Raw genomic sequence first — 12474 nt, forward strand, 5'->3', positions numbered from 1 at the left:
TCAACTCGTTTTTCTACACCATCAATTTAACAGCGTCTATTAACGGCTTGTTCTGTGTATCAATGATGTCTATAATTTCTTTGTGCATACGCTTTTTATGTTCGCGAAAGATAGCCCGTTTTTTATCGAATGCAGCGGCAAAAGCCAGAGCTTGAGCCTGCATCTCATCGTTCCCTTCAAATGCGCCTTGTACAACGTGATCGGCAGCGAGTTCCGCACCGCTCACTCTTCTACCGGTAAGTTTCATTTCGTTAAATCGATACTCTGGCATCGCTTTTCTGACAAACGCAATCATGCCCGGTAAAAATGGAATAGAAAGGTCAACTTCAGGGAAGCAGAAAAAGCCTCTGTCAGCGCGCATAAAGCGAAAATCACACGCACAGGATAAAATAGCGCCATTGCCAAACGCATGTCCGTTTATCGCAGCGATCACCGGGACGGGAAACGACAAAAGCGTTTTAAACACTGCATCCATGTCGTACATGAACTGTTTAATTTCATCAAAGTTATTCAACTTCATTGCGGGCATAAGCCACTCTACATCAATGCCCAAACTCCAGCTTTTTTCATCGTCTGAGGTAATAACAAGTGCTTTAAATTCTTCGTTAGCTTCTACCTCCGCTAATCGCGCTAACATTTCTGTCGCAAACGCTGGGTTGTGCCTGTTCTCGCCGTTACTCATAGTGAGCACCGCGACATGTCCTTGGGCACTTAAGTTGATTATCGCCATTACTGTTTATCCTCGCAAAGGGCTGGTTGTTGTAAATTTGTTACCCGTATTTCGCCTATCTATAACATACAGGTCATACCAGATAAACCCAAACTGGATTTTATTTGTTTAAAAGCCGTTTGAGCTATCTCAACATGCGATGACAGAAGCTTTACAGAAAACTTACACAGGCGAGGGAAACTATTTGTTACTCCAAGCTTCTGAAGAAGAAGTAGCAACAATTACGGACTTTCAAATGAAACCATTAACTGTAACCAGCGTCATCGCTCTGACGCTCGCTGGCTGTGCGCATTCTCCTCCTCCCCTCGCTCAGGAGGACATATTCTTTGACACGAAAATTGAATCTGACAACAGCAAAGTTTTTTCAATTAGTATCCCCTTACCCAGCAAAGATCGCGGTGATAAACCCTCAGGACAAGGCCGGGGAAAAAGGGGGGATCGCGATAGAGGTAGTATGGGAGGTGAAATGAGGGCTAAGCAGGCCGGTGGTAATGAAGAAAGAGTTTATCAAACGCTACTTGATGCACTGGATGAAAAACTAGCAGAAACCGGTTATTGCACTACAGGGTATATGGAAGTTGACACTCATCAATCTGATACGCGATTCCACCTACTTGGGGAATGCAATGAATCTGCCAGTGAACAGGATAGACTGCAGTTCCCCAACCAGTACTAATTATAGACGAGCTATTACAACATCTTGACTTCCCTTTGCGGGAACGGTATTTCGATGTCTGCTTGCTTGAGCGCTTCAAAAATGGCTTTGTTGAGTGCATAGCGAACTTCGAAATGCCGGGTGGTGTCCGCCCACACCCGCACACCGAAGTTAATACTACTATCACCGAAACTGTCTACACCTACAGTCGGCACTTTTTCTTCAGACACGCCATCAACAGTTCGAATAGCACTATGAATAAGCGCAGTGACTGCATCAACATCACTCGCATAGGCAACGCCAATTTCTAATTCGATTAGCATTCGCTCTGCAGAATTATGCAGTATTTCACCAACAATCAACTTATTGGGTATCTGAATATTGACGTTGTCTTCGTCGATAAGAATCGTGTAAGGTAGCATAACCTTGTCCACAACCCCAGCCACGCCACGAACCCGAATAGTGTCTCCAACCACAAAGGGACGAGTAATGATAATGGTAAAGCCAGCAGCATAGTTCGCCAGCATGCCTTGAATAGCCAAACCCACACCAATACCTACGGCACCAAGGGCCGCAATAAAGGGCGTCACACTTATGCCAATGTTGCCCAATGCAATAATGGTCACGAGCCCGAGAATAAGCAGTTTACAGGCGCCACCGGTGAAACGACTTAACGTAATATCGATATTTCGTTTTACCATCAGATTTTCAACGACATTCCCCATCTTTGCGGCAAACCACCAGCCAATAAAGAAAATAAGAAATGCACCTAAAATCTGAAAACTATAGGTGACGGCAAATTCTACCAGGGTGTCATACAGAGCCTGGGCTTGTTGAAACTCTTCTTCCATTGCGGGTATTCAATTAAGTCAAACTAAAGGGAGGATAATCAACATCCCCTTATGACACAACAGTCAAATGTTCCAGATAGACCACCAACTAATTCTTCATTTTCGGAAAAATGCAATGTCGAAAAGTGATAAATACGTCTGAAAAACTAACAAACTATGTTTTTTTATATTTTCAGCACAATTTTAATTCCAAAGTTGGAAAGCAAAACTAAAGGCAAGTGTCTATACTTCAACTTATTGTCGTCATTGGTCCTTTGAGAACACCATCCATGTATAAGAATCGGTTAGGATTTATCATTGCTTGTGTCCTAGCATTGCTCCTCCCGACGCCTCTTTTTGCTGATAATTTGGAAATCAGTGGTTTCGCTCGCTTGGTGGGTGGAGTCATAGATACTGATAAAGCGGAATTCGAGGGCTACAACGACCGTTTCAGTGTCTCAGAGCAGTCACTTATAGCGTTGCAGGGTGATTTAGCCATAACCGACACATTGAGCTTATCAACTCAACTACTTGCTCACAGTGGTGAAGACAGAGATTCCGGCGTGGAGTGGCTTTATTTAACTTACGAACCAACCGACGCATGGGCATTTAAACTCGGAAAATTACGCACGCCTTTTTTTCTTTACAGTGATGTTATCGATGTGGGCTATGCCTACCCCTGGATTACTGCGCCTGAACAAGTATACGGCGGATTTCTTTTCTCTAATTACGAAGGAGGCAGTGCCACCTATCGTTTTCAGTTTAACCGTGCGCACTTTTCACTAGAAGCGTATTACGGTACCTACGATGGCACCTTTGATCGTGCCGGGGAAGAAACCGGCATCGAAGTGGATGAAATAAAAGGTATCATTCTGAGTGCGCAAAAAGGAAATCTCAATGCCCGCCTTTCGGCAATTGTATCGTCAGACTTTTATGCCGACATTCCCGGGTTTGATGATTTTGCTAACTTATTAGATAGCTATGGTTACTCCGATAACGCTGATCTTTTCCGCTTTGATGCAGATGCAACGGCTTATCAGGCAAGCCTGCAATATGATGATCTCGATTACTTTGCCTATGCCGAAATTATCAATATTAGTTCCGACTTAATCAGTGTCCCGGAAGTAACGGCGTTCTACACTACCCTCGGTTACAATATCAATGACTATCAGCTTTTCGTCACATTTGCCTCTTCAAACAGCCGAAATTATGTACCTGAAAATCAGATACCCAAAGGGGTTAATCCGCAATTAACCGGCTTGTCCTTTGCGTATGATGAAATAACCAACAATCTACCACTTTATGACCTTCGCTCTGTTTCCTTGGGTGCACGCTGGAACTTTCGTTACAACCTGTCGGCAAAGGCTGAAGTGACCTTGCTTGAAGGGGAGTCTGGTCAGAATTCATTTTACTCTCAGATAGATGATGATTCATTCAATCGGCGTGCGGTTCTAACACAGGTCGCTTTGGAGTGGATATTTTGAGAATCTTCACCACCGTTTTACTCTTGTTAATAAGCTTTTGCGTTATCTCTGAGACGCGAACAGAAAGTCTTGTGTTGGTTGCCAATACCGATAACAAAAATCTGACTTTAGAAAAATGGCAGATAAGAGATTTGTTCATGGGTAACAGTGGCGATATTGCTTTAGAGCCTATAGGACTAGCGCCCTCACTTTCTCTTAGGACAGTATTTAATACAAGAATTGTGGGCTTAACTGAGTCGAGAATACAAGCTTATTGGGCACAAATGCGATTCAGCGGCCGTGACAAACCCCCTATAGCGCTTGCGTCAGAACAAGAAGCACTAAACTATGTTCAACAAAACAAGAACACTGTGACTTATATTTCAGCCTCTCAGAATATTCCGAAGGGACTTGTCATCGTGTACCAACAACCTTAAACAAAGATAAAAAGCGCTTACAAGATTGTCGCGCAGACCATTTTTTTAATTTCATCCATTATACTTTAGTTGAAAAAAGCATCGAAAGAGTAGAGGTAACTTAAACCTTCGTCTATTCTCTCAATGTCATGTTTTAGCGCGTACTAATGTGTATAAACCCTTTATATTTTTAATTTTCTCACTGTTATTTACAGAGCTTGGGCTCGCTTTCCATGAGGCTGATACTCAAAAGCGCGTTTTACTACTGTATTCTTATCACCCCGAATTTCCTACTACATCAAAGATCCACAAGGGTTTCTACAAAGCGTTTGAAAACTCTGCACCACGAATCGATTCTGAATTTATGGATTCAAAACGGCTGTACGATGACATTGCAAAAGAAAATTACCTTCGCACCCTTTCCCACAAACTGGCGAACCGTGCCCCTTATGACGTAGTGGTCACTGCTGACGATAACGCCCTCACTTTTGCTGTGGGCCACAAAGACACGCTTTTTCCCAATGCAAAAATTGTTTTCCTCGGCATTAATAATATTTCCCTCGCCCGCTCACTCTCGACCGAGCCGAACATTACCGGAGTAGTCGAAGCTTCCTCACTGAAAGAAGGTGTCTTACTGGGGAGGCAATTATTTCCTCAGCGCAGAAATGCGTATGTCATCGCAGACAATACAACCAGTGGCCAAGCTGACATTGAGAAATTACAACAAATAGAACATCACTTGCCAGGTGTGTCTTTTCAATGGCTTCAACTGTCAAAACTGTCCTGGCAAGAACTTAGCGAGCAATTAATGCAACTTGGTGCCAACGATACCGTTTTTTTACTGTCCGCTTATCGGGACGAAAATGGCGTTGAAAAATCTTTTGAAGAGTCTGTGACTTTCATTGATGAGCAGCTTTCAGCCCCTCTTTTTCATTTTTGGGAACATGGGATTGGCCAGGGCGTGTTTGGTGGCTTGGTAGTAAGCCATACTGAGCAAGGGTACCAGGCCGGGTTAATGGTGAAGCAAATACTCGAAGGGACAGAACCGTCAACCCTTCCGTTCCTGGACAAAAGCCCAAACAAACCCATTTTTGATCATGCCAAGCTAGTGGAATTTGATGTATCCGAGAGAGACCTTCCACCCGGCAGCCTAATTTTATTCAAGCCTCCGACTTTATTTAATCTCTATTTTACCGAGTTAATTGCAGCCAGTGTCATCCTGCTGTCACTGCTAATACTAATTTTCTACTTAGCCAGAAAGAATGCACAAATGCGCAGATTAAGTCGCGCACTTGGCGAAAATGAAAAAAAATACCGGCTGCTGTTTGAAGAAATCGTTCAGGGAGTTGTCGTGTATGATGCTGCGTTGCAAATTATCGACGTAAATCCTGCTGCAGAGCGTATTTTGTCTCGTAATGCAACGACCCTACTAAACCAGGTATCCGTTCCCGAACAATGGCTTGCTCCAGTTGGTGATAACAACTTTGACCTTCCTGACTCAAACTGCATTCAGGCAGCTTTTGATTCTGGAACTGCTAACTATGCTGTCGTTATTCAAGGTGAGGTGAACCAAAAACCAATTTGGCTCAACCTTGACATTGTGCCGGTAAAAGAAAACGGAACGTGTCAAGGTGTCTTTGTTAGCTTTAGAGACATCACTGAAGCCAAACACGCCAACGCCGCTTTACGCCTCTCTGCAAGTGTATTTGAAAATACAATTGACGGCGTCGTTATTACTGATTCTGATACCCGTATTGTTGACGTCAATAATGCATTTTGTGCAATTACAGGTTACGACAAAGAGGATGTAATTGGAAAGAAAACCATTTTTTTAAGTGCCGAGGAACAAGACGAATACCGTTACCGATCCATGTGGGCAGATTCAAATTCCTCTGGCCCTGGCAGAGCAGAACTGTATAACCGCAAAAAAGACGGCACCGTTTTTCCTGTAGAACAAAGTGTTAGCGCCGTAAAGGACGATAAAGGTCAGCTTAGTCACTATGTAGCTGTCTTTTCTGATATTTCGTACTTAAAACAATCACAGCAGGAAATACATCATCTAGCGTTTCATGATTCTCTCACCAACCTTCCCAACAGACGATTACTTTTCGACCGCCTTACTCAGGCAATTCATCATGCGCAACGGAGTAATACTTCATTTACACTGATGTATCTCGACCTGGATAATTTTAAAAATGTAAATGATTCTTTGGGACATACTAAAGGTGACCAGCTTCTTCAATTTATTAGTCGCTCATTACTCAGCCAAACGAGAGATTGCGACACCGTAGCTCGTGTTGGTGGCGACGAATTTGTGATCTTGTTCGACGATTTAGCTGAAGTAATAGACATTGAAGCCTTAGCTCGGAAGGTACTTGAAATAGCCCTTACGCCAGTCGATTTATCGGGCAGTCGAGTAAGCGTGTCTGCCAGCCTCGGCATTTGCATTTATCCCAAAGACGGTGACACGCCGGAAACCTTGTTGCGCAATGCAGATATAGCCATGTATTGTGCAAAAAAAGACGGTCGCAATACTTTCCGCTTTTTCGAAGACTATCTTTCTAACAATGTGCTCGAACGGGTAACCATTGAACACGAGTTGCGTCACGCCATTGCTCAGGACGAGCTATACCTTGTTTACCAGCCGCAAATCGATATTCGACAGAATAAAGTCGTTGGCGTTGAAGCCCTTCTTCGCTGGGAAAACCCGAAGTTAGGAATAGTGAGCCCGCTACGAATGATCCCTGTAGCGGAAGAAACAGGTCTCATTAAGGATATCGGTGCCTGGGTATTAGACACCGCGCTCAAGCAAGCCAGGCAATGGCTCGATTGCGATATTCCCTTTGGCCGTGTCGCAGTTAACCTTTCCGGCCAACAATTGCTCGACGGATACTTCGCAGGTACGGTAGAGCAACTGCTGGAACGATACCAGCTAAGTGCCTCAAACCTGGCTTTAGAGGTGACAGAAACCTTTATCATGCATTCTGAAACCGCATCGTTGGCCCAGTTGCGGAGCTTGGAAAAAATGGGGGTAGAGCTAGCCATTGACGATTTCGGTACCGGCTATTCGTCTCTGAGTTACCTAAAAAAACTTCCCGTAAACAAATTGAAAATAGACAAGTCTTTCATTCTCGACATCCCAGCAGATGAAGACGACATAGCCATCACACAAACAATTCTTAGCTTGGGGAAAACTCTTGGTTTAAACGTCATTGCCGAAGGTGTAGAAACTTATGAACAAGCAACTTTCCTTCGCGAACAGGAGTGTGACGAAGTTCAAGGCTACTATTACAGCCGACCGTTACGTGCCACAGAGCTGGAAAAATTTCTACTTCAAGCGGGTTCACCAACAGAAATAGCTGTAAAAAAACACATCAGTTGATACAGAATAGTTGCCATTTCCCACAATAAATTATTCTTTAAAACCTTAGCAAAAGAATATCAAATATTTACAAAACGCAAATGGGTCGGTAAGGTCTCTGCCACGAATCACTCTGCAAACCATTTATGATCACCACTGCTTTCCCTTATCTGTCACTGTTATTTATTGTCGCTGGCGCTTTGCGTCTGCTGGAAGCAAAGACACATTGGCGACTATTTGCTTACTTGCCAGCTATCGTCGCGCTGTACTTTATCGTGATGGTACTGTCCAGTTTAGACGTTTGGCAAAAAACCGACGGCATTAATGCGGCTTATAGTGCCGTGAAGACCAATGTGTTGCCCGCAATGATATTTCTCATGTTACTAACTGCTGATCTTCGGCAAATCAAAAAGCTGGGAGGAAAACTACTGATGGCATTTCTCGCAGCCTCGGTAAGTATTGGTCTTGCATTTACTGTCGCCTTCGCACTCTTTCACCCCCTGCTATTACCAGACGCCTGGAAAACACTCGCCGCCCTCTCTGGCAGTTGGATGGGCGGAACCGGTAACATGGTCGCGGTACAACTTGCACTTGATGTGCCTGACGCAAGTATGGGATATACATTGCTTATCGATTCCATTGATTACAGCTTATGGGTGATGTTGCTACTTGCTTTAGTACCCTATGCGAGCCGTTTCAACCGATGGACTGGCGCTGACGCAAGCTTGCTGGATAAAGTAGGCGCTGAACTCGATAAACAACAAAAGCAAACATCGTCAGTAGACAGTTCTACGAGTATGTTGTTTCTGTTAGCCTTGTCATTTGTCGTCTCTACCATTTGTCAGACAATCGCCTCTATTTTACCAAGCAGCGCTTTTTTTACCGCTACCGCGTGGACCGTTACCTTAGTGACCATTTTGGGTGTAACAGCAGCCCTCACTCCCATTAGACGTTTATACGGTGCAACGGAGTTATCCACCGTAATGTTGTATCTCATCGTTGCACTTATTGCGTCACGAGCTGATTTTGCCGATTTAGTCGCTGCGCCACTCTATATTATTACGGGCATTGTTATCTTACTGATCCACGGCCTGCTCATGTTAATCATCGCCAAAGTTTGCAAGCTGGATTTATTTACCTGCGGCATAGCTTCTCTAGCCAACATTGGCGGGGTAGCGTCTGCGCCCATTTTAGCAGCGGCTTATTCTCGTGCACTCATTCCAGTAGGGGTACTTATGGCATTACTAGGGTATATCGTAGGTACTGGCGGCGGGCTTCTTGTTGGAAAGATCCTTTCTCTTATTGCTGCGTAAAGTAGAAGGCACCCTGGAGTGCCTTTTGTTTGCGCTAATACTACCTTCTTCAATTTGCTGATAAGTCGATACAGGAGGTCACGCCCGTATCTGCAGCAAAATCGGCATCGTGACTCACTAACATAAAACCGCCTTTATAGGCGTGTAATGCACTGGCAAGAATACACTTCGCGTCAATATCAAGATGATTATCAGGCTCGTCCAATAGCAGAAACGGCTGCGTAGGCTGGTGACTAACAATTAGCATGGCCAATTTCATTTTTTCACCTCCACTAAGTACCTGACTCTGCCTGAAAACATCATCTTTGCGAAAGCCGAGTCCCGCGAGAAGCGTTCTTCCATCACTCTCTGCCATTCCCTCACACTTAGATAACAGGTTATGGAGCACGGATGCCGCTGCATCAAAAAAGCCAAAATGCTGGTCTAAATAAAAAACCGGTTTGCTAAGTCTCACGAATCCAGCTTTCAATGCCAGCTCACCTGTAAGCGTTTTGAGTAATGTTGATTTCCCACTACCATTTCTACCCGACAGGAGTACTTTATCCCCGCTATGCACTACAAAGGACAACCCAGACGTGTCACCAAAGCAAAGCTCGCCGTCGTTAACGACAATTACCCTTTGAGTTCGGCATGTGACTGCTTGCATGGCAAATTTAAAAGCTTGAGTGTCTGCTCGCTGCGCCGATAAGGCTTGTTGTTTTTCTTTTAATAGCGCATCTCGCTGCTGCTCATTTTTCACGCGGCCAGCTGTACTAGCAGAGGCACGGTCTTTCTTACCATCCAACAAAACCTTCGGCTGACTGCCTGATTTCCTAAGCCGTGAGCCCTGAGCCGCCCGTCGTTCTGCTTTTTCGCAATTCTTCTTTGCTGTGACGGCCAATTGTCTTCGTTGTTTGTCTACTGCACTCAGTTTTCGCTCTACGGCTTCTGATTCTGCACACTTCGCAGCGCGGTAGTGGTCGTAATTTCCACCGTAAACTCGCAAACCCAGCGCTGATAATTCCCAAGTTTCATCTACTTCTCTTAGTAGCATCCTGTCGTGACTAATGAGTAAAACGGGGCCTTGATACTGCGCTATTTGCTGTATTAACCACAGCTTTGCCTCACTATCCAGATGATTGGAGGGTTCATCTAAAATTAGTAATCCAGTACTTTGCTCAAACAAATCCCAAAGTTGTAACCTCGCAAGTTGTCCACCGCTAAGATTTGCGCATGGAAAAGCTGGATCTGTCGGCACCCCCAACAGTTCCATTGCTTGTGTAAATCGTATTGGCAAATCCCACTGCTCATTTACTTGATCAAACAAATATTGATCGACGTGGCCAGCTTCGATTCGGGAAATGGCATCAAACACCGTCTGCTTACCTAAAAATTCAGCTATAGATAGTCCACTTGAAAGCAGTGAAGAGGGCTGTTGTCTGAAAACAGTAACCGGCAGTTCTCTCTCAACACAACCAGTTGTTGGACGTATCTCGCCACTTAACAAACTAACAAGCAGCGATTTCCCGACCCCGTTTTGTCCCACCAGCCCCACCCGCCTCTGTATCATGGAAAATGAGAGATTAGTAAAAATGGTTCCACCATCAGCGAATTGATAGGCGACGTTTGAAGCATATAGAAATGGCATTGTAGGCCTCCTGATAGTCAGGGGCTAAGCCGCAGCATGACCCAATGCATATGAAAGCGTCCTAAATTATCTCGAAGGTGGATGCGATCTCAGATGGGTAAATTAAAAAGAAAACAGACAAGCTACGCCTATTAACCCTGTAAATCCAAGTAAATAAGAAAGATGGATGACAGGCTTAATTGTTCATGACGGCGTAAACTCCTTAATTAAAGTGGTTAAATAATAACCTTCACTCCCTACGTTGTCAAAACGCTATATGTAACAAAATACAACATAACAGAAGCCCGGGAAACTGATCTTCACCGACGGCGCAATTCCTCAACCCAGACGGATACAATCAGATTATCACGGCGTGTGGCTGGCACACAGTTATGGTATGGGGATTCAATATGAAGATGTCACAACAGCGCACTAACTCGGGTATCACATAGCAAAATGTATCATTATTGTTATTTTATTGATTAAAATTTGTACAATTCTTTTTAATAGGACTACTATGAAGGCGCCATCAAACCTGACACATCCGTGTCAGGTAAGGCAACCCAACTACTTAGATGGAGTTAACAATGAAAAATTACGGAAAGTTATATAAATACGCAGTAGCAGTGGTTTTATATATTTGCAGTTTACACGCAGTGGCACAAACAGATGAGCTACCATACACAGCCGGCAACTACTGGGAAGTTTCAAGCATTGAGGTGATGCCAGGTCAAAGCTTAAATTATGCTCACCACTTGGCCAAGCAATGGAAGAAGTATATGGATTTTGCCAAGAAAAAGGGGTGGATAGTCGACTACAAAGTTCTGGGCAACGTGCATGCCAGAGAAGGCGAGCCTGATTTGTACTTAGTCACTGTATTTGAAGAGTGGGTATCCAACGCAGAATACGACAAACGCTATAACGAATATGTCGAATATATGAAAACGAGTAATGAAGAACTCGAGGAACAAAGCGGTGAAAGAGTCGTAATGCGCAAGCTTAAAAGCGATATTTTACTGATGGAATATACGTTGAAATAAACGAATCCCGCCCGAGATTTTCGTAGTTCGGGCAAATTAGAGAGACCTTCCTCTCAATTATCGCTTACCTAATACTCAAACCGGCTAAAAGATTAATTCATGCCCTTTTTTGCAAACGTACTAATGTAAAGTTGTTCTACCTTATCCCGCGCCCATTGGGTTCTGCGTAAAAATTTGAGAGAGGATTTAATAGAAGGATCATTGCTGAAGCAGTTAATTTTAATGCGGTAGTAAAGTCCGTCCCAACCATAGTGATTCTGCAGTTCGGTGACGATTTTCTCCAGAGTAAGGCCATGGAGAGGATTATTCGGTTGCGATGTCATAGTGATCTCTTACTATTTTTCCGTGCAGTATACCATGCCTCCAGCTATTCAAGATGTACAAAAACCTTTTTAACACCAAAAGAAATGATATAGAACATTTAGGTATACAGATCTGTCTACCTTTAGTCTATAGTCGCTAAAGTTTACTGATCATCTGGAGCAACACATGGAAAATACAAACGAAATACGTCACCCCCTCCCCCCTTTTACCCGCGAGTCTGCCATTGAGAAAGTCAGGTTGGCTGAAGATGGCTGGAACGGTCGCAATCCGGAGAAAGTTTCTATGGCATATAGTAAGGATACCCATTGGCGTAATCGCGCAGAATTCATAACATCCAGGGATGAAGCCAAGGCGTTTCTTGAGAGAAAGTGGGCAAAAGAGCTTGATTACCGGTTGATTAAAGAACTGTGGGCGTTTACGGATAATCGTATTTCAGTGCGTTATGCCTATGAATGGCACGATGATTCTGGAAACTGGTTTCGCTCATATGGCAATGAAAACTGGGAATTTAATGCCCAGGGTTTAATGACGAACCGCTACGCGGCGTTAAACGATTTACCTATACGCGAAGAAGACAGATTGTTTCACTGGCTTTTGGGTAGACGTCCGGATGATCACCCAGGCCTTTCTGAGCTCGGGTTGTAAGTTTAGGTTTTGACAGGCATATGCTCAATCTAAGGTTTTAAGCTTAAATCCCTGGCTAATACTTATTGAAAAGGTTTGCGGTAACAAAAAG

The 12474-nt window shown here is 44.0% G+C and carries 11 protein-coding genes; 7 read left to right on the forward strand and 4 right to left on the reverse strand.

Features of this window, described 5'->3' with window-relative positions; translation table 11 throughout:
* Positions 1-13: 13 nt before the first annotated feature.
* Positions 14-730: an enoyl-CoA hydratase/isomerase family protein gene (locus ACXACM_RS16955; protein ID WP_474823215.1), complete on the reverse strand. Its 717-nt coding sequence runs from the start codon at positions 728-730 to the stop codon at positions 14-16.
* 235 nt (positions 731-965) lie between these two features.
* Here ACXACM_RS16955 and ACXACM_RS16960 point away from each other — a divergent pair, with 235 nt between their 5' ends.
* Positions 966-1406 carry a hypothetical protein gene (locus tag ACXACM_RS16960; protein WP_474823216.1) on the forward strand — a complete coding sequence of 147 codons (441 nt, stop codon included), beginning with the start codon at positions 966-968 and terminating at the stop codon, positions 1404-1406.
* Between the two features lie 14 nt (positions 1407-1420).
* On the opposite strand, the gene ACXACM_RS16965 is transcribed toward ACXACM_RS16960, so the two are convergent.
* Positions 1421-2236 carry a mechanosensitive ion channel family protein gene (locus ACXACM_RS16965; RefSeq protein ID WP_474823217.1) on the reverse strand — a complete coding sequence of 272 codons (816 nt, stop codon included), beginning with the start codon at positions 2234-2236 and terminating at the stop codon, positions 1421-1423.
* Positions 2237-2454: 218 nt separating this feature from the next.
* On the opposite strand from ACXACM_RS16965, the gene ACXACM_RS16970 reads away from it, so the two are divergent.
* The 4 genes from ACXACM_RS16970 to ACXACM_RS16985 all read left to right on the forward strand — a co-directional run bounded on the left by ACXACM_RS16970 (position 2455) and on the right by ACXACM_RS16985 (position 8768).
* Complete coding sequence (locus ACXACM_RS16970; RefSeq protein WP_474823218.1) at positions 2455-3699, forward strand: hypothetical protein; 1245 nt, start codon at positions 2455-2457, stop codon at positions 3697-3699.
* Positions 3687-4115 carry a hypothetical protein gene (locus ACXACM_RS16975; RefSeq protein WP_474823219.1) on the forward strand — a complete coding sequence of 143 codons (429 nt, stop codon included), beginning with the start codon at positions 3687-3689 and terminating at the stop codon, positions 4113-4115. The genes ACXACM_RS16970 and ACXACM_RS16975 overlap by 13 nt, the downstream gene beginning before the upstream one ends.
* Before the next feature lie 343 nt (positions 4116-4458).
* Positions 4459-7476 (forward strand): ABC transporter substrate binding protein, encoded by a 3018-nt coding sequence (locus ACXACM_RS16980; RefSeq protein WP_474823221.1) that lies wholly within the window; start codon positions 4459-4461, stop codon positions 7474-7476.
* 125 nt (positions 7477-7601) lie between these two features.
* Positions 7602-8768 carry a DUF819 family protein gene (locus ACXACM_RS16985; protein WP_474823222.1) on the forward strand — a complete coding sequence of 389 codons (1167 nt, stop codon included), beginning with the start codon at positions 7602-7604 and terminating at the stop codon, positions 8766-8768.
* A 49-nt stretch (positions 8769-8817) separates the two neighbouring features.
* On the opposite strand, the gene ACXACM_RS16990 is transcribed toward ACXACM_RS16985, so the two are convergent.
* Positions 8818-10395, reverse strand: a complete 1578-nt coding sequence (locus tag ACXACM_RS16990) for an ATP-binding cassette domain-containing protein (protein ID WP_474823223.1) — start codon at positions 10393-10395, stop codon at positions 8818-8820.
* A 566-nt stretch (positions 10396-10961) separates the two neighbouring features.
* Between ACXACM_RS16990 and ACXACM_RS16995 the strand changes: the two genes are divergently transcribed.
* The gene (locus ACXACM_RS16995; RefSeq protein WP_474823225.1) at positions 10962-11414 is read left to right on the forward strand and encodes a hypothetical protein; all 453 of its coding nucleotides are present in this window, start codon (positions 10962-10964) and stop codon (positions 11412-11414) included.
* A 92-nt stretch (positions 11415-11506) separates the two neighbouring features.
* On the opposite strand, the gene ACXACM_RS17000 is transcribed toward ACXACM_RS16995, so the two are convergent.
* Positions 11507-11737 carry a VF530 family protein gene (locus ACXACM_RS17000; protein ID WP_474823226.1) on the reverse strand — a complete coding sequence of 77 codons (231 nt, stop codon included), beginning with the start codon at positions 11735-11737 and terminating at the stop codon, positions 11507-11509.
* Between the two features lie 166 nt (positions 11738-11903).
* Here ACXACM_RS17000 and ACXACM_RS17005 point away from each other — a divergent pair, with 166 nt between their 5' ends.
* On the forward strand, positions 11904-12383 hold the full coding sequence (locus ACXACM_RS17005) for a nuclear transport factor 2 family protein (RefSeq protein WP_474823227.1): 480 nt from the start codon (positions 11904-11906) through the stop codon (positions 12381-12383).
* The last annotated feature ends 91 nt before the right edge of the window (positions 12384-12474 follow it).

Source organism: Alteromonas sp. AWQ4_252, assembly GCF_056158205.1.